Below are 16,843 nucleotides of genomic sequence, written 5' to 3'. Positions count from 1 at the left end.
GACCTGCTGTCACACCGCCCATACACACCGAGGAGTAGTCTGAGGAGACCGAGGGCATCAGGCACGCCGGTGGCGGACCGGCTCCACCCCGGTATCCACCGGCGTTCGTCACGCGGGAGGGTCTCCCCCTCCGCCCCGCACACGCCCGCCGACTCCCTTCCCACGAACTCGCGGCGGTCGTCGGCGAATTCTTCCGACAGGAGCGGCCAGGCGCGACCTCGAGCACCTGGTTCCCACTGGCCACGTCCGGCGCTGCCCCGGCGGGGCAGGCGGGCCGCCGGCCGCCTGCCCCGCCGAACCGGCCAGCACCCAACTCGTCAGAAAGATCCCACGTGATCACCACAGTCCCCACCGCGCCGTCCGCCCTGCCCCCGCCCCTCGTACGCCTGCGTCTCGCGCCACACGGCGCGCTGCCGCGCCGGATCGACGGGGTGTGGTGGCCCTACTCCCGCGATCTTCTGACACAGCTCCCGAAGATGCTCGCCGCGCTGCCGAGAGCGTGGGGCGACATCACCGGCGTCACCGTGGACGCTGCGGCCTGGTCGGCGGCGCCGGGGCGCTTGTTCGTCGCCAACCAGGTCGTACGTCTGCACAAGGCCCCCGCCTCTCCGCACGCCCCGGACCGGGTCGTCCTGCTCTCCCCCGGGCTCGGCCGCTGGGACCTGCAGGTGATCCCGCCGGAGGCGACGAAGGAAGCGGCCGCTCTCCTCACGGCCACCGCCCTGGACGACGGACGGCCCGGCGCCGGTGGAGAAGCCCGACTCCCGGCTCCGACGGCGGCGGCAGGGCCGCGCGGCCGGGTGGGACCCGCCGGGCGGGGAACCCACGCCCCTCGGTGGTAGGGCCACCGCAGACACCTGCGTGTACGCGCCCGCTCCCCGCGCCCAACCCGCCCTGGGGCCGACCCGAGTCATCCGTCCGCTTCTCAGAGAGACGTCCTCATGACCATGTCCACCACCACCGCCACGCGCTCCGACACTCCCGGCAGCGACTTCGCCCGACTGTCGAAGAAGATCACGGATGCCGGACTGCTGGAGCGCCGCCCCGGCTACTACACGTTACGGATCACCGCGGTGACCGGGCTCTACGCCGCCGGATGGGCCGCGTTCGTCCTCGTCGGCGCCTCCTGGTGGACACTGGCGATCGCCGCGTTCTTGGCCGTCATGTACGGTCAAGTCGCCCTGGTCGCCCATGACATGGCCCACCGGCAGGTGTTCCGCCGCCGCCGAGCCAGCGAGCTGTCCGGACGGATCGCCGGCGCGTCGATCGGCATGAGTTACGGCTGGTGGCAGGACAAGCACACCCGTCACCATGCCAATCCCAACACCGCGGACCTCGACCCCGACATCGGACCCGACCTGCTCGTCTGGTCCCCGGACCAGGCCCGCGCCGCCACCGGACTGCCCCGCCTGCTCGGCCGCTGGCAGGCGTTCATCTTCTTTCCCCTTCTCACGCTGGAGGGCTTCAACCTGCATGTGGCGAGCGGCAGGGCCGTCGCCAACCGTCGGCTCAAGCGCCGCGCGCTCGACGGAACGCTGCTGCTCGCGCACTGCGCCGTCTACCTGACCGCTCTGTTCTGGGTGTTGCCGCCCGGTATGGCGTTCGCCTTCCTCGCCGTCCACCAGTGCCTGTTCGGCGTCTACCTCGGTTCGGCCTTCGCACCCAACCACAAGGGGATGCCGATCCTGTCGGCCGACGACCGCCCCGACTTCCTCCGCCGCCAGGTGCTCACCTCGCGCAACGTCAACGGGGGCCGGTTCACCGACCTGGCGCTCGGTGGCCTGAACCACCAGATCGAGCACCACCTGTTCCCGAGCATGCCCAGCCCCAACCTGCGCAAGGCCCGCGCCATCGTCCGGCGGTACTGCCGGGACCTGGGCGTGGACTACGCGGAGACGGGCCTGGTCGCCTCCTACCGGCTGGCGCTCACCAGCCTCCACGACGCTGGCGCCCCTCTCCGACGGACCCGCGTCCGCGCCTAGGGGTGTCGTGGGTACGGCGTCCAGGGCGCAGCCGTCCGCGTGCGCCGTACCGGGGGCCCCGGCGCTCGTCGGCGTCGTTCGCGACGGGGGACCGGCTGCGTGCGACCGGCCCGTCGTTGGTCTTCTGATCCGGTGCGACCACACCGCCGCGGTCGTAGTGGAAGGCGGCGCTCCTGTCCCCGTGCTGAGCGTTCAGCCGGCGGATGAGGAACGCGCCTGCCGCGATCACCGCCAGCAGCACGATCACCGTCACCAGGATGTCCATGGTCCTCACGCCCTTTCCGGCCGGTCCTCCGGCGCGGCGACGGCGACGCGAAGCCATGGAGAAGTGACGAAAGCATCGGCTCCATGTCCTCCTTCGGACTCCCACACCGCTTCCCTGGTGCGGTCGGCCTCGGCGGTCACCGTCAGACGCGCGGCATCCGCCAGCAGGCTGCTCGCGGTCACCGCCCGGCGCGGGTCGCTCGCGGCGGCCATCAGCCAGGCGGCCGCGGCCGGAGGCATCTGCGGGGGAACGACCAGCAGGTTCCAGCGGCCCACGTGGTAGGAGAGCAGCAGCAACTCGTGCTCGTCCTGCTCGAAGCGGAACCAGCCCACCTTCACCACATGACCGGCGACAGGCACCTTGCGCGGGACGGCCGGCCACTGGTCGGGATTCACCGTGACCCGGGTGATCCGCCCCCACAGCGGATCGAGAACGGCCGCCAGGGCCGGCAGTTCGGCGGCGAGATCACGCGAGCGCGGCCACCAGGCTCCGTCCAGCAGGAGCGGTGCCGAACCGGCGGGAGCGAGCGACAGACGTACGGCGGACGTGGGACGCCGGTCTTCAGAGGTCGTCGGAGGAGAGACGGTCGCAGTCATGACGCGAACCCTGCCCCGGGCGGGCCTGAGCCGACCCGGCGTATTGGATCACCGAGGGACGGCACAGGCGCGAATGTCCGTGCGCGGAGTGTCCCCGGTTCCTCCAGCCTACTCTTCACGGCGCCCGAGCAGGCCGTACGCCGGGGGCAGTCCGGCCGATGAGGCCGAAGCCTCTTGTCGGGGCTCGTCGAGGAGTAGCCTGAGGACGTCGAGGGTTTTCGTGCACCGGCGCCGCCGGTCCCGTCCTCGCTCACCCACCACCGGGCGTTCCGTCAGTCGACGCAGGCCCGCAGTCAGGCTTTTTCCTCATGATCATGGACACCACCCAGCTCCGTCCGCACGCAGCACCGTTCCGACCACGTGCCGCGCGCCTCGTCCTCGGATCCGCCAGCCGCTTCGGCCGTCCGGACGGCGCCTGGTGGCCACGGACCCGCGACCTGGCACGAGAACTCGGCGAACTGGCCGACGTGATCGATCCGCTGTGGGGCCGGCTCACCCACGTGGCCGTCAATCCCCGGCACTGGCAGCCTGTCCCGCACGGCGTGGTAGTCGTCAACGGTCACGACGTGGCGGTCGACCGTTTCACCGAGGTGCTCAACCCGCACAGGATCCTGCTGCAGTCCTACACCGCGGGCCGTTGGGATCTCCTCGTGGTGCCGCCCCCTACGAGCGCGTCGTCAGCGGCCCGGCTCATGGCGGCCGTGGCGTAGAGCTGACTGGGGGGCATGCCCCAGGCTCACACGCTCCGTGCGGGTGTCGATGAGGATCTGCTCCGCCGACGTCTGACTGCCGGCGCGCACGGCCGCGGCCATGGCCGCGCGCGCCGCGTCGGCCGCGGTGTGCGGCGGAACCACCAGCAGCGAGAAGAGATCATTGCCGCCCCGCGTGATGAGGACGGTGTCGTCTCCGATCGGGAAGGAGTCGATCTGGACGACACGGCCGTCGATCGTCATCCGCGTCGGCAGTTCGTCTCAGGCGTCAGTGTCGAGACCGACACGTGTGATCGGCCCGAGGTACTCGGACAACGCGGAGACAATATCGGGCAGTTCACCGGCGATGTCGCGGGAGCGGGGCCACCATGCCCCGTCTAGCGCGCCCTTCCGCACTGCGGGGCATGTCTCACCGGACACCGCGCGCGTGCTCTACCGATTGGACAGGGATCGGGGTGACGCGATCCTGCACGTCCAGACCGCTGGGACCGTCTTTCTCCGCGCCTTGCCTGCCAACTGCGCCCGCGCACTCGCAGTTGAGCGAGTCTCTTGGTGGGAGACGGGCTTCGAGGGGCAGCGGGTGAGGTGCCTCCTGGATGCGAATACCACTAAGGCGACGGTGAGGACAGGGCAACGCGGCAAGCGCCTGGGCTTGCAGACTGCTGAAGTGACCGACTGGTGGGAACGTCAAACCTCCCGAGCAGGACTGGCTGTCGAAGTCCGCAGCCGTCCGTTGGGGGCCGTCATTGCGAGGCGCTTGGCGAGAAACCCGACCTGTCTTCAGGCGACCCCTCTCGAAGGACTGGCTCTGATCGCTGACCCCATCGCATTGCAGGAAGCGGTCCTGTCCGGCATCGGCCGAGGACGCGCCTATGGATTGGGTCTGCTCTGCCTCAGGCCGGCCGACACTGACGCATTCCCAGCACTGCACTCATGACAGGTGAGTGCGTCCTGATCAGGTCCGAGGGGCTCCGGGACCGCGGGGCGTCCTACCCCCGCGCGCCGTCTCCGCGACAGAGAAGGGAGACGTGGGAGAGCACGTCTTGCCAGGGGTTGCCTCGGCTCAGACCTTTTCGGCGCTCACGCGTGGATGCCCGGCAGTGAGCATCCCGACGTCTTCTACGTCGGAAGTCAGGATCGTCACCCTGCCGGGGTGCTGCAGGGCGGTCGCGCACAGCATGGCGTCGATGGCGTATTTGTGGCCGTGCAGCCCCGCTGCCCGCAGCAAGGCGGCAGCGGATTGCGCGACGGCTTGGGTCACCGGCTCGACGCTCAGACGGGACAGGGTCCACCTCAGTGCGGCGTCGTTGATCTTCGGATGGATCACCTCGACCAACACGGCCGCGGAGGTGATCACGGACAGATCCGCGTCGCGAGCCGCCGTCAGCCACTCGTGGATTTCCCGATCCCGGTCTACGGCCTTCGCCAGGCCCTCGCTGTCCAGGACCAGGACACCGCTCACGCGGCCGCCCCGGCGTTCGTGGCGCCTCCGGTCAGCCGGGCACGCTTGGCCGCCACGGCCTCGGAATCGGCCGGACCGTGCACCTTGTCGAAGTCTGCGATCAGCTCGTCCAGATTGTCGCGCTCGATCTGCCGCTGGGCCGCCTTCTCCAGGTAAGCCGAGACACCTCGCTTGCCGACCCGCTCACGGATGGCCTGCAGGGTTCCGGCGGTCAAGGTGACGGAGATACCGCTGGTGGGGCCGTCGCCGGGCGGGAAGTCAACGTCGTCGTCAGTCACACTCCGAGTATGCCATTCGAAATAGCACAGCGGGTGGAAAGTGGCACCGCGCGGCTCTGATGCCGGATCCCGGCGTGTGCAGTCGCGACAGACACTCCAGCCGAGCCGGAGAGGCGATGCGGTCCGCTCGGCGCAGGCGCCGTGCGCACACTCAGGACCCGGAGCTAACAGTCCAGGTGGTGAGCGAGAAGAGCAAGACGAGTGGGCGGTACACGGCCGAGTACAACCGCGCGCTCTGCACGCCCCGAGTCGCCGACAGGAGCAACAGGGACGACCGTCGTACCGACTGGATGGTATGCAGCGGGAGCTCTTTCCTCTAGCCTTCTGTCGTCCACCGGCGCGTTGCGGGACCGAGCCATCCGCTGCCCGTGCCGGCCCTCGAAGACCGGGAGGCCTCCATGGCTGTCGACCCCTCGGGAGCCGCGCTCGCGGCACTGCGCGCACACGCCCCGGACGAGCCCGTCGTCATGCTCAACCTGCTGCGTTTCGCACCCGGCGGCCGTGACTCGTACCAGGAGTACTCCCGCCGAGCCGCGCCCTTCCTGCAGCGGTACGGCGGCGAGCTGCTCTACGCCGGTGACGGCGGCACACCGCTGGTCGCCGAAGACGGGCAGGCGTGGGACGCCGTGCTGCTTGTCCGTTATCCCAGCCGGGAGGCGTTCAGCCGCATGGTGTCCGACCCCGAGTACCAAAGGATCACGGCGCTTCGGAGCCAAGCCCTGGCCGAGGCCGTGCTCCAGCCGACCGCACCCTGGACGCGACCCGGCAGGGACTGACCCCCCTCCCGACCGGCCCGCCCGCCTCGCCCCCACGACGTTGCATCGGCGACCGGGCATCCTGCGCAGTCGCGGAGGATGAGGGCGAAGGCGGCGCCTCACGGCCACGCTCATCGACATGGCTTGCCTCGTCGTGGCGGCCGCGGCGCAGTGGCCCGCCCGGAAGCGCCGCCCACGCCTGCGCCAGGCGGCTGCTCATACAGCGAGCACGGCGACGATGCTCGCGTAGAGGGCGACGAGGAGGATGCCGTCGAAGCCGATCTTGAGCCAGCCGCGCCTCTGGCGGACGAGAAGGCCACCGAGCAGCACCGCAGTCATCACCATCGCTCCGCTGGTGAGGAAAAGTTCGTCCGGGTTGGCGGCGTGGAACAGGGACCCGCCTCGGTAGGCGGCGTCGCCGACGACCAGGTTGAGCGCGTCCAGGCAGTTGCCGCCGATGATGGCGGCGACGGCCAGGGTGACGGCTCCGCGCCGGACGGCGGCGATGGACGTGACGGTCTCCGGCAGGGCGTTGACAAGGCCCATGAACACGGCGCCCACAAGGCCGGCGTTCAGGCCCGTGTGCTCCACGATGCCCTCGGCCGCGCGGGCCACCGCCCAGCCTCCGACCATGACGAGGACCGCGACGGCCGCGAACTCGGTCCACAGCCGCGAGGTCGTGTGCCGGGCCAGTCCCTGGGTGTCTTCCTCCGGCACGTCGGGAAGTGTGTCCTCCGTTCGCACCGCTCGCCACATGGGTGCGCCGTAGTTGTTGATGAGGCGCAGGCCGCCGATGTAGAGGGCCACCATCACCGCGGAGGCGGGGTGCAGCCCCAGGAAGGTGACGGACGGGCTGAACGCTGCCATCAGAGCGAGTCCCAACAGGCCGATGAGCAGGCACCCGAAGAGCATGTTGGACACCGATGCGGCGGCGTGTTCGAGGTTGACCTTCCGCAGGAAGGCATCGGCGACCACGAGCGCGACCGTCTGCGCCGCGATACCGCCCACGGCGTTGCTGTACGCGAGGTCGGGCTGATCCGCGGCGGCACTGACGGCGGTCATCACGATGCCCGAGAGGGACGTCACGAGCCCGAACAGAACGGCCCCGAACAGGGCCTCGCCCCATCCGGTGCGGTCGGCGAGGGTGTCACCCACACCGGCGAGCCGGATACTGCACACCACGGTGACCGCCGTGGCCAGGAGGAAGACGCCGATACTCCAGCTCAGAGGCCATAGGTCGGTCAGCACGATGTGCATCATCCTTCATCGGTGTCAGGCGGTGGCGGAAGTCGACTGTCATGTACCACCGAGGAGCAGCCGGACACGACACGCCTTGCCCTGGTGGCGAGGGCCGCTTTCGTCACGATCGAGCCGCGTGCCGTCACGGCCCTCTCCGTCCGCTCATGCCTGCCTCCGGGCGACGGTGGCCGTCGACCGGTCGGTCGGCGTCGGTGGGTGGGGCACGGATCGGGTGAGTTCCTGCTCCAGTGCGTCCAGGGCCCGGCGGGCGTCATCGATACGTCGGCGCAGGGGTGAGCCGTCGGCCGCGCCCGAAGGGATACGTGCGAGCGCCCCAGGACGGCCTCGGGCGCTCGGGCATCAGGTGGCTGTTCAGGCCGGGCGGGGCTGGAGGTAGCGGGCCAGCAGGTCGTCCAGGCTCACCATGCCGACGAGCTCGCCTGAGCCGTCGCGGACCACCGCCAGGGTGGCCCGGCGGCGGCGCAGCAGCTCGATCGCTTCGGCCACCGTGGTCTCGCCGTGCAGCTCGGGCACCGGGCGCGCCAGGGCACGTGCGGTGGTGGGCCGGCCTTGGGAGCGGGCGACCAGGACATCGCGGACGTGCACCGAGCCGAGCACGACGTCGCCCTCGCGGACCAGAAGCCGTGTGCGGTCGCTGGCGGTGGCCAGGGCCAGGATCTGTTCGGCGTCGGCGTCGGCGCCGGCCGCGGTGATGGCGGCGGCCGGGATCTGGAGCTCGCGCACCGGGGTTTCCGGCTCGGTGAGCGAGCGGGTGAGCAGTTCGGAGTCGGTCTCGTTGATGAGGCCGAGCCGTTCGGACTCTTCGACCAGGTGAGTGAGCTGCTCACGGTTGTGGACGGAGGCCAGCTCGTCGCGCGGGGTGACCCGGCAGAGCCGGACGAGCGCGTTGCTGACGCGGTTGAGGATCCGGATGAGCGGGCGTACGGCGGTGGCGACGGCCCGGAAGGCCGGGGAGAGCAGCATCGCGGCACGCTCGGGATGGGCGATGGCCCACGACTTGGGCGCCATCTCGCCGAGCACCATGTGCAGGAAGACGACCACGATCATGGCCACGGCGAAGGCGATGCCGTAGCTGAGCGCGGTGGGCAGACCGAGCTTGTGCAGCAGCGGGTCGAGTTCGTGGGAGATCGCGGGCTTGGAGACAGAGCCGAGGCCCAGCGTGCACACGGTGATGCCGAGCTGGGCACCGGCCAGCATCAGGGACAGCTCACGCATCCCCGCCAGTGCTGCCTTGGCGCCGCGCCGCCCCTCAGCGACCGCCTGTTCCATGCGGTGCCGTTTGGCGGCCACCAGGGCGAACTCGGCGGCGACGAAGAATCCGCTGCCGATGAGCAGCAGCACGGTGACGAAGAGCGCCATCGGGAAACTCATGCCTGTTCCTCCGCCTTGTCGGCCAGCCGCTCGATCCGGACCCGTTCCGGGACGTGCCGGTCCAGCGTGCGTACGTCGATCAGGACGCTGCCGCCGGCGTGAAGCTCCACGGTGAGCCGGTCACCGATGGTGGGGAAGCGGCCGAGCCGGTCGACGACCAGGCCGGCCACGGTTTCGTAGTCGTCCTCCTCGGGCAGCTCCACGCCGGTGACACCGGCCACCTCGTCCAGCCGGCGCCCGGCGTCCACCAGCCAGCCGGCCCCGTCCGGCACCGCGACGGCGATGACGGTGTCCGACTCGTCGGCGATATCACCCACCAGCTCCTCGGCGACGTCCTCGTAGGTGACGACGCCCGCCACCCCGCCGTGTTCGTCGAGGACGACGGCGAACTCGTCGTCCCGCTCCCGCATCCGTTCCACGGCGGCTGGCAGGGGCAGGGTGTCCGGCAGGAGCAGGGGCCCCCGGGCCAGCGAGCCGGCCCTGCTGGAGGTCAACCGCTCGGCGGCCACGCCCATCAGCTCCCGTACCCCGAGCACGCCCGCGACGTCGTCCGGATGGTCTCCGAGCACGGGGTAGTTGGAGTGGCCGTACCTTCCGACGAGCTCGATGGCCTCGGCAGCCGTGGCGTCCTTGCGGACGAACACCGCGTCGACGCGCGGCACCATCACTTCGCGCAGCGTCCGCTCGGAGAACTCCAGTACGTGGTCGACCAGCTCGGCCGTCTGGCGGGGCAACTGTCCCTGGTCGTGGGACTCGCCGATCAGATGGCCCAGCTCCTCCAGTGTGGCGCCGTGGTGCAGCTCCTCGACCGGCTCGATACCGATCTTGCGCAGCAGCCTGTTCGCCGAGCCGTCGAAGACGCGCACCACCGGGCCGACCACCTTCAGGTAGGCCAGCGTGGAGCCCGCCAGTGCCTTGGCCAGCTGTTCCGGCACGGCGATGGCGAGGTTCTTCGGCGCCAACTCCCCCAGCACCATCTGCACGACCGTGGCGAGGACGAACGCCAGCACCACCGAGATGCCGGTGACGGCGCCGTCGGGAACACCGAGACCGGACAGCACCGGCCTCAGCAGCGCGGAGACGGCCGGCTCGGCGATGAAGCCGACGACCAGGCCGGTCACCGTGATGCCGAGCTGGGCGCCCGAGAGCATGAACGACAGCCGCTCGAGCACCTTCAGCGCACGGCCGGCCTTCCTGTCGCCCTCGTCGGCCTCCCGCGCGAGGGCGAGCCGGTCGGCCGAGACGTAGGCGAACTCCTGCGCGACGAAGTAGCCGGTTCCCGCGGTCAGTACGAACACGGCCAGCACACCCAGCCACGCTTCCACAGCACTCATCCCTCACCACCCCGCCGCGGGCCCTGCTCGACAAACCGTGCGCGGAACGGCTGAGGACCGAGCCCCGAAGGGCCCGTCGATCTGGCGGACAAGCGCCGGCTCCTTACCTGTACGTGCAGACAGCAGAACGTTTCTGGCTGGACCAGGTTCCCACCCCCGGCATGTGTCCCCTCATTCCCGGCACACCACCACCAGCGAACGGCCGTCGCGCCGAGCAGCCTCTGGTCGACCCGGGGGCGGATTTCGGCCTTTCCCGGCGAGGCAACCCGCAGGGCGCTCCTGATCCGCCGAGGCAACTCTATGCTTCTACTCGTTTGTAGAAACAGGCCCTGGGGCGACCCGGGCCCGCGCACTATGGAGACGACACACATGGCCTCGATCGACCTGGACAAGGTGCTGGACAAGACATGGGCGGACAAGAGCCTGCAGGAGATACTCGCCGCCCCCGTGGCGGCGCTGAAGGGTGTCTCCGACCGCGACGGCGAGCTGCTCCAGGAGGCGTTCGGCGTCAAGACCGTCGCGGACCTGGCCGACTTGAAGTACGTCCGCTGGGCGCAGGCCCTCGCCGCGCTCGAAGCGGCCAAGTAGCCGGCCGGGGCAAGGGACGTAGTGCCGTCTGTCTCCGGGCGGACGGCACCTTCCTGCTGAATCACACGCCCGTATGCGGAGCCTTGTCCTTGCCGGCACCCGTGGTCCGGCACGGGTTGCGCCGGACCGGCTCAGCTCGTCGTACAGGTGGACGTGCTCAGTTGATGACGCGCTGACCACCGGTCCTCGCCAGTCCGCAGGGGCGGCCGACGGCGTCGGACGGCCGGGCGCTTCTCATGCCACCTTGATGACGACCTTGCCCGAGGTGTGACCGTTCTCGACGGCGGCGAGGGCGGCCGGGGCGTCGGAGAGCGGATGGACCGCGGTGATGACGGGTGCGAGGAGTCCGTCGAGGGCCAGCCGGGCCGAACGCTCCAGGTTCTCGCGGTCGACGCGACGCTCGACGAAACGCCCACCGAGATCGGTCACCGACATATCACCCACGGCGATGACGGTGCGGGGATCCTGGGCCAGCGGAGCGACCGTCCGCAGCGAGGCGCCTCCGGCCAGGTCGACGATCCCGTCGAAGCCGTCCGGAACCAGCTCGCGTGCCGCGGCGGCGACGTCCTCGGCGGTGTAGTCGATGAACCGCACCCCGATGGCCTCGGCGTGCTCGCGCTTGCCGGCACTCCCGGTGCCGATCACACGCAGCTCGCGCCCGACGGCCAGCCGGGCGACGGCGAGACCGACCCCGCCCCCGACCCCGTTGACCAGGACCGTGGCACCTGCCGGAAGGCCGAGCTGGTCGAGCGCGTCCACCGCGGTCGTCCCGGCCACTGGCAGCGTTGCCGCCACGGCCGCGGACAGACCCTCCGGGATGCGCGCGGTGTTCGGCGCGGACAGCACCGTCGTCTCGGCGTAGGTGCCGCCACCGGTGAGCGCGAAGCCGAAGACCGCGTCACCCAGCTTCAGTCCGTTGACGTCCTCGCCCAGGGCGAGCACGGTTCCGGCTGCCTCCATGCCCAGCACGCGGGGAAACGGACGTCCGCCGTCGAGCCCGTCGACCAGACCCGAGCGCAGAAGGTGGTCGAGGGGGTTCACGCCGGCGACGCCGACCCGGATCAGCACCTCGCCGCGACCGGGGACAGGGTCGGGACGATCGAAGAACTCCTGCACCTCGGGCCCGCCATACCTGCCGAAACCCCACGCCTGCCCCATCTTCCGCCGCCTCTCGTACGACCGGCCCGGTGATTCCGGGTCTTGTCGCCATCCTCACCTCTGACATTGATGTGAGGGGCAACCGGCTGAGACGCAGATCACAGCATCAGGTCGCCTGTGCCACCGCTTCCGGGGCCGTGGACAGCTCCGCCCGGTGTCGGCTGTTGGCCCTGATCAGCACGTCGAGTGCCTCCCGGGTCCCGACCAGGTGCGCGATGTCGGCGTCGATCCGGTCGCGCTCGCGCATCATCGCCGTGAACGTCTCCTCGGCGACACCCAGGTCACCCGGAACGTCCACACACGGCAGCACAGTCGCGATCACCCTGCTGGACATACCCGCGTCGAACAGCTGCCGGATCAGAAAGACGCGCTGGACCGCGGTACCGGAGAAGTGACGCTGCCCCGCGTCGGAGCGTGAGCTGGTCAGGAGGCCCTGCTCCTCGTAGTACCGAAGTGAGCGCGGACTCACGCCCGTGCGCTTGGACAACTCGCCTATCCGCATCCCGAAGAGCCTACGCCCGCGTGTTCCAGCTTCAGGCCGCCGTCGAGTCAGGGACGCTCGCGTGCCGACGCGCATGCCTGCGACCGCCGACACGACAGGGCTGTGGAGAAGACGCCGGTACGCACAGGGCGGGCGGGGCGGCGCGAGGCCGTGACCGGTCCCCTGTTCCGGTCACGGCCTCACTGGTGTGCGGGTCGGCCGTCGGCGGGTCAGCAGCAGCCGGCGGCGGCCGGTTCCCCGTCACCGGCATCGGCGTCGGCGTCGGCAGGGCCGGCGCTCCGCTTGGTCAGGGTGCCGGCGTCGGCCTTGACCACGTAGACCTCCCAGGGTTCCTGGCCGGGGCCGTGGACCCAGACCTTGTCCTGGAGGGCGTAGCAACAGGCCGTGTCGTTCTCCTCGGCCGTCGCCAGTCCCGCTTCGCTCAGCCGGGTGGTGGCCGCGTGGACGGCTTCCGTGCTGTCGACCTCGACCCCGAGGTGATCCATACGCGTCGGCGTGCCCGGCTCTCCCTCGATCAGAACGAGCTTGAGCGGGGGTTCGGCGATGGCGAAGTTGGCGTAGCCGTCGCGCAGTTTGGCGGGCTCGACTCCGAAGAGCTTGGTGTAGAAGGCGAGGGAAGCGGAGAGATCCGGGACCCGTAGGGCGAGTTGCACGCGGGACATGGTGAACCTCCTTGAGGGAGTGGTGTGTCAGCAGCCGCCGGAGGCGGCCGGGGCGCCGGTGCCGATCCGCAGCGTGGCCGGGGCAGCGCAGCAGCCGCCGCCCTCGTCGCCCTGCGCGGTGCCGGGCTCGTCGAACAGGCCGGCGCCGCCGCACACACCGGTCTCCGGCAGGGTCAGCTCGACGCGCTCGGCGGCCTCGTGGTCGCCGGCCAGGGCGGCGGTGACGGAGCGGACCTGCTCGTATCCGGTCAGGGCGAGGAAGGTGGGGGCGCGGCCGTAGGACTTCATGCCGACCAGGTACACGCCCTGCTCCGGGTGGGACAGCTCCTTCACGCCGTGCGGGTAGACCGTGCCGCAGGAGTGGACGTTCGGGTCGATCAGCGGGGCCAGCGCGGTCGGGGCCTCAAGGCGCTCGTCGAGCGCCAGGCGGAGCTCGGAGAGGAAGGAGAGGTCGGGGCGGAAGCCGGTCAGGACGATGACCTCGTCGACCGGCTCCAGGCGCCGGCCGTCCTCGGCGACCAGGACCAGCCGCTCGTCGTCCCGTTCGACCGCCTCGGTGCGAAAACCGGTGACGGCACTCGCGTGTCCGTCCTCGACGGCGGCCTTGGCCCGCAGGCCGAGTGCCCCCCGGGCCGGGAGCTGGTCGGCCTCACCACCGCCGTACGTGGCCTCGCCGATGCCCCGGCGCAGGACCCAGAGCGCGTGCGTGCCCGGCTCCTCCTTCGCCAGGTCGGCCAGCAGGGCGAGCGCGGTGAAGGCGGAGGCGCCGGAGCCGACGACCGCCGTGCGCCTGCCGGCGTGGCGGGCCCGGACCGCCGGGTCCCTGAGGTCCGGGACGCGGTAGGAGATGCGGTCGGCCGCCGTCCTCTCCCCCAGGGCGGGCAGGCCGTTCGCGCCCATCGGGCCGGGGGTGGACCAGGTGCCGGAGGCGTCGATGACGGCGCGGGCGGTGATCCGCTCCTCGCCGCCGTCCGCGGTCCGGATGTGCACGGTGAAGGGCTGCTCCTCGCGGCCGGAGTCGACGATCCGGTCGCGGCCGGCCCGGGCCACGCCGGTGACGGTGGCCCCGTAGCGGACCTTGTCGCCGAGGGCGTCGGCGAGCGGCTGGAGGTACTGCCCGGTCCAGTCGCCGCCGGTCGGGTACGTCGTCCCGTCGGGGCGCGTCCAGCCGGTCGGGGCCAGCAGCTTCTCGGCGGCGGGGTCGGTGACCTCGGCCCAGGGGGAGAACAGGCGGACGTGCGCCCAGTCCCGTACGGCCGTCGCGGCCGACGCGCCGGCCTCCAGCACCAGCGGCTCGATACCGCGCTCCACGAGGTGCGCGGCGGCGGCCAGCCCGACCGGGCCGGCTCCGACCACCACGACGGGCAGGTTCTGCTTCTCCATGACGGTGCTTCCTTCGGTTCGTCGCTCGGGGGAGTCGGAACGGGGGCGGCTCAGCGGAGGGGGGCGTGCGGTGCCGACGCACGCTGTGCGCTGCGGCGCTGAGTCCGGGCCCGGCGGGCGCTGTCGCACACCTGGGCGCAGCTGTGGCAGAAGTGGACGCCGGCCATGCGGCGGGCGGCGGAGCGGGTGAAGACGCTCCGGTTCGAGGCGGCCGCCATCTCCCGGCTCCTTACTTCGATGTTCGTCGATAGCTTGTGCCGCCAGCATGACACTTGCTTCGATGAGCGTCAAGATAGACATGCATCGAAATCGGGAGGGTGCGGCCATGGAGGACGCGGACGCCGCAGCGATCGGAGGCGCCAGCCGCATCGTCGGCCGTCTCGCCTACCGATTCCACACCCGCCGACCCTGGGCACCCTGGTTCGACGTGTGTCAACATAGACGTATGTCGAACGTCAAGGCGCTACCGCTTCTGGAACCTGAGGGCCCCGACGCCGTGGCGCCGTGCTGCCCGCCGTTGAGTGAGCGCCCCTTCACCGCCGAGGAGGCCGAGCGGACGGCGCGCATGTTCAAGGCGCTCGGGGACCCGGTACGGCTGCGCCTCTTCTCGGCCGTCGCATCCCACGAGGGCGGTGAGGCCTGCGTGTGCGACATCTCCGACGTCGGCGTCTCCCAGCCGACCGTCTCCCACCACCTCAAGAAGCTCAAGGAGGCCGGCCTGCTCACCTCCGAGCGCCGCGGCACCTGGGTCTACTACCGGGTCGAACCGTCGGTGGTGGCCGCGATGGGACAACTGCTCGCCGTCCGGTAGCCCGCTCGGTCACGCCCCTCATCGCCGCGCCCGCGCCCTCGCGCCTGTTCGCACGCGGATCACTGTGCCGCGCCGGGGAGTTCGGCGGCAGCGCGGGCCCCGTCATGGGCCGGTCGTCCGACGCCGACGAGAGTCGCGGAGGCGGCGCCGGTCCAGTCGCCGTGGCCGCGGGGGCGCGCAGACGTGGCTCGTCCACGCTCCCCGGACGCGGCAGTCCAGGCAGGGCGCTCAGCGGTCAGGGCGCTCAGTGGTCAGGGCGCTCAGTGGTCAGGGCGGGCGAATTGAACTTCTTGCGCCAGGCCAGGGACACGTGGACCAGGCCGATCAGGACGGGCACTTCGATGAGCGGTCCCACGACGCCGGAGAGGGCCTGGCCGGAGCTGACGCCGAAGGTGGCGATGGCGACGGCGATGGCCAGCTCGAAGTTGTTGCCGGCGGCCGTGAAGGCGAGGGTGGCCGTCCGGTCGTAGGCGAGGCCGATCGCCTTGCCCAGCAGGAAGGTCCCGGCCCACATCACGGCGAAGTACACCAGCAGCGGCAGCGCGATGCGGGCGACGTCGAGGGGCTGGGAGGTGATGGTCCCGCCCTGCAGGGCGAAGAGGACGACGATCGTGAAGAGGAGGCCGTAGAGCGCCCAGGGGCCGATTTTCGGCAGGAAGCCGGACTCGTACGTCTCGCGGCCCAGCTTCCTCTCGCCGATGCGGCGGGTGAGGAAGCCGGCCAGCAACGGGACGCCGAGGAAGATGACGACGTTCAGGGCGATCTTCCACATGGAGATGTCCAGGTGTTCGCCGTCGCCCAGGCCGAGCCAGCCGGGCAGCAGGTCGAGGTAGAACCAGCCGAGCAGGCCGAAAGCCAGCACCTGGAAGACCGAGTTCAGCGCGACCAGGACGGCCGCCGCCTCACGGTCGCCGCAGGCGAGGTCGTTCCAGATGATGACCATGGCGATGCAGCGGGCCAGTCCGACGATGATCAGACCGGTGCGGTACTCGGGCAGGTCGGGCAGGAAGATCCACGCGAGCGCGAACATCACCGCGGGGCCGACGATCCAGTTGGTCACCAGCGACGAGGCCATGAGCCTGCGGTCGCCGGTGACGGCGTCGAGCCTGTCGTAACGGACCTTGGCCAGCACCGGATACATCATGATCAGCAGGCCGACGGCGATCGGCAGGGAGATGCCGCCGATCTCGACCTTGGCGAGGGCGTCGTCCAGCGCGGGGACGGCTCGGCCCAGGCCGAGGCCCACCGCCATGGCGATGAGGATCCAGACGGCGAGGAAGCGGTCGAGCGTCGACAGCTTCGCGACGACGGAGGACTCCCCGGCGGTCGTCGCGGGTGCGTCGGTGCGGGTCACGGACAGGCCCTCTTGTTCTCGGCGGCGGTGCGGGCGGACTCGGCCAGCTCGGCGAACTGGCCGGCGAGCGAGGCGATGACGTCCGGACGGAGCCTGTAGTACGTGTAGCGGCCGCACGGCTCCGTCTCGACGACACCGACCTCGCGCAGCACCCTGAGGTGGTTGGAGAGGTTGGTCTGCCGGGCTCCCGTCTCCTCCACGAGGTGGGTGGTGCACAGCGTCTCTTGGGCGAGCAGGGTCACGATGCGCAGCCTGAGCGGGTCCGCCAGAACCCGGATCAGGTCAGTGTCGACTGACATCATCATGCGCTGATACTGTCACATCAGTGGTGACTGACATCACCGGGCGTCGGCCTCATCGGTGTTTGATGCC

At 70.7% G+C, this 16,843-nt stretch carries 20 protein-coding genes and 1 pseudogene; 6 read left to right on the top strand and 15 right to left on the bottom strand.

Features of this window, described 5'->3' with window-relative positions; translation table 11 throughout:
* Positions 1–332 precede the first annotated feature (332 nt).
* Both MTR79_RS00645 and MTR79_RS00640 read left to right on the top strand, forming a co-directional pair.
* Positions 333–842 carry a DUF5994 family protein gene (locus MTR79_RS00645; RefSeq protein WP_244788707.1) on the top strand — a complete coding sequence of 170 codons (510 nt, stop codon included), beginning with the start codon at positions 333–335 and terminating at the stop codon, positions 840–842.
* Positions 843–941: 99 nt separating this feature from the next.
* On the top strand, positions 942–1,982 hold the full coding sequence (locus MTR79_RS00640; protein WP_244788705.1) for an acyl-CoA desaturase: 1,041 nt from the start codon (positions 942–944) through the stop codon (positions 1,980–1,982).
* On the opposite strand, the gene MTR79_RS00635 is transcribed toward MTR79_RS00640, so the two are convergent.
* Both MTR79_RS00635 and MTR79_RS00630 read right to left on the bottom strand, forming a co-directional pair.
* Entirely contained in the window at positions 1,927–2,247 is a 321-nt protein-coding gene (locus tag MTR79_RS00635) for a hypothetical protein (RefSeq protein WP_244793015.1), read from the bottom strand. The two genes, MTR79_RS00640 and MTR79_RS00635, sit on opposite strands and share 56 nt — an antisense overlap.
* A gap of 5 nt (positions 2,248–2,252) precedes the next feature.
* On the bottom strand, positions 2,253–2,843 hold the full coding sequence (locus tag MTR79_RS00630; RefSeq protein ID WP_244788703.1) for a DUF5994 family protein: 591 nt from the start codon (positions 2,841–2,843) through the stop codon (positions 2,253–2,255).
* Positions 2,844–3,157: 314 nt separating this feature from the next.
* On the opposite strand from MTR79_RS00630, the gene MTR79_RS00625 reads away from it, so the two are divergent.
* Entirely contained in the window at positions 3,158–3,553 is a 396-nt protein-coding gene (locus MTR79_RS00625; protein WP_244788701.1) for a DUF5994 family protein, read from the top strand.
* Here the strand turns inward: MTR79_RS00625 and MTR79_RS00620 are convergent.
* The 3 genes and pseudogenes from MTR79_RS00620 to MTR79_RS00610 form a co-directional block, all read right to left on the bottom strand.
* Positions 3,521–3,946: pseudogene (locus MTR79_RS00620) on the bottom strand (DUF5994 family protein); the annotation flags it as partial. The gene MTR79_RS00625 and the pseudogene MTR79_RS00620 overlap by 33 nt on opposite strands.
* 670 nt (positions 3,947–4,616) lie before the next feature.
* Positions 4,617–5,015 carry a PIN domain-containing protein gene (locus MTR79_RS00615; protein ID WP_244788699.1) on the bottom strand — a complete coding sequence of 133 codons (399 nt, stop codon included), beginning with the start codon at positions 5,013–5,015 and terminating at the stop codon, positions 4,617–4,619.
* Positions 5,012–5,293: a hypothetical protein gene (locus tag MTR79_RS00610; RefSeq protein ID WP_164251275.1), complete on the bottom strand. Its 282-nt coding sequence runs from the start codon at positions 5,291–5,293 to the stop codon at positions 5,012–5,014. The genes MTR79_RS00615 and MTR79_RS00610 overlap by 4 nt, the downstream gene beginning before the upstream one ends.
* Before the next feature lie 398 nt (positions 5,294–5,691).
* Between MTR79_RS00610 and MTR79_RS00605 the strand changes: the two genes are divergently transcribed.
* A complete protein-coding gene (locus MTR79_RS00605) occupies positions 5,692–6,069 on the top strand; it encodes a DUF1330 domain-containing protein (RefSeq protein ID WP_048457259.1) in 378 nt (125 codons plus the stop codon).
* 195 nt (positions 6,070–6,264) lie between these two features.
* On the opposite strand, the gene MTR79_RS00600 is transcribed toward MTR79_RS00605, so the two are convergent.
* The 3 genes from MTR79_RS00600 to MTR79_RS00590 all read right to left on the bottom strand — a co-directional run bounded on the left by MTR79_RS00600 (position 6,265) and on the right by MTR79_RS00590 (position 10,013).
* On the bottom strand, positions 6,265–7,296 hold the full coding sequence (locus MTR79_RS00600) for a cation transporter (protein ID WP_086704410.1): 1,032 nt from the start codon (positions 7,294–7,296) through the stop codon (positions 6,265–6,267).
* Between the two features lie 363 nt (positions 7,297–7,659).
* Entirely contained in the window at positions 7,660–8,679 is a 1,020-nt protein-coding gene (locus MTR79_RS00595; protein ID WP_086704408.1) for a hemolysin family protein, read from the bottom strand.
* A complete protein-coding gene (locus MTR79_RS00590; RefSeq protein WP_086704407.1) occupies positions 8,676–10,013 on the bottom strand; it encodes a hemolysin family protein in 1,338 nt (445 codons plus the stop codon). The genes MTR79_RS00595 and MTR79_RS00590 overlap by 4 nt, the downstream gene beginning before the upstream one ends.
* Positions 10,014–10,382: 369 nt before the next feature.
* Here MTR79_RS00590 and MTR79_RS00585 point away from each other — a divergent pair, with 369 nt between their 5' ends.
* On the top strand, positions 10,383–10,601 hold the full coding sequence (locus MTR79_RS00585; protein WP_086704405.1) for a hypothetical protein: 219 nt from the start codon (positions 10,383–10,385) through the stop codon (positions 10,599–10,601).
* 234 nt (positions 10,602–10,835) lie between these two features.
* On the opposite strand, the gene MTR79_RS00580 is transcribed toward MTR79_RS00585, so the two are convergent.
* From MTR79_RS00580 to MTR79_RS00560, 5 genes are all read right to left on the bottom strand, one after another.
* On the bottom strand, positions 10,836–11,759 hold the full coding sequence (locus MTR79_RS00580) for an NADP-dependent oxidoreductase (RefSeq protein WP_244788697.1): 924 nt from the start codon (positions 11,757–11,759) through the stop codon (positions 10,836–10,838).
* A 106-nt stretch (positions 11,760–11,865) separates the two neighbouring features.
* Entirely contained in the window at positions 11,866–12,261 is a 396-nt protein-coding gene (locus MTR79_RS00575) for a MerR family transcriptional regulator (RefSeq protein ID WP_244788695.1), read from the bottom strand.
* Positions 12,262–12,470: 209 nt separating this feature from the next.
* Positions 12,471–12,923 (bottom strand): ArsI/CadI family heavy metal resistance metalloenzyme, encoded by a 453-nt coding sequence (locus MTR79_RS00570; RefSeq protein WP_086704400.1) that lies wholly within the window; start codon positions 12,921–12,923, stop codon positions 12,471–12,473.
* A 27-nt stretch (positions 12,924–12,950) separates the two neighbouring features.
* Positions 12,951–14,306 carry an NAD(P)-binding domain-containing protein gene (locus tag MTR79_RS00565; RefSeq protein ID WP_086704399.1) on the bottom strand — a complete coding sequence of 452 codons (1,356 nt, stop codon included), beginning with the start codon at positions 14,304–14,306 and terminating at the stop codon, positions 12,951–12,953.
* A gap of 50 nt (positions 14,307–14,356) precedes the next feature.
* Positions 14,357–14,524 (bottom strand): hypothetical protein, encoded by a 168-nt coding sequence (locus MTR79_RS00560; protein ID WP_244788693.1) that lies wholly within the window; start codon positions 14,522–14,524, stop codon positions 14,357–14,359.
* 227 nt (positions 14,525–14,751) lie between these two features.
* Between MTR79_RS00560 and MTR79_RS00555 the strand changes: the two genes are divergently transcribed.
* Positions 14,752–15,117, top strand: a complete 366-nt coding sequence (locus tag MTR79_RS00555) for a metalloregulator ArsR/SmtB family transcription factor (protein ID WP_048457262.1) — start codon at positions 14,752–14,754, stop codon at positions 15,115–15,117.
* A gap of 244 nt (positions 15,118–15,361) precedes the next feature.
* Here MTR79_RS00555 and arsB read toward each other — a convergent pair whose 3' ends face one another.
* Positions 15,362–16,471, bottom strand: a complete 1,110-nt coding sequence (gene arsB / locus MTR79_RS00550) for an ACR3 family arsenite efflux transporter (RefSeq protein ID WP_280518286.1) — start codon at positions 16,469–16,471, stop codon at positions 15,362–15,364.
* Positions 16,468–16,776, bottom strand: a complete 309-nt coding sequence (locus MTR79_RS00545) for a metalloregulator ArsR/SmtB family transcription factor (protein ID WP_086704396.1) — start codon at positions 16,774–16,776, stop codon at positions 16,468–16,470. Before MTR79_RS00545 ends, arsB begins: the two co-directional genes overlap by 4 nt.
* Positions 16,777–16,843: the final 67 nt, after the last annotated feature.

Origin of the sequence: Streptomyces sp. BJ20 (assembly GCF_022869105.1) — a bacterium.
In the GTDB taxonomy this organism is placed as follows: domain Bacteria; phylum Actinomycetota; class Actinomycetes; order Streptomycetales; family Streptomycetaceae; genus Streptomyces; species Streptomyces griseoincarnatus.
The sequence above is the reverse complement of the archived record's forward strand: the minus strand, read 5'-3'. Positions and strand labels throughout refer to the sequence as shown.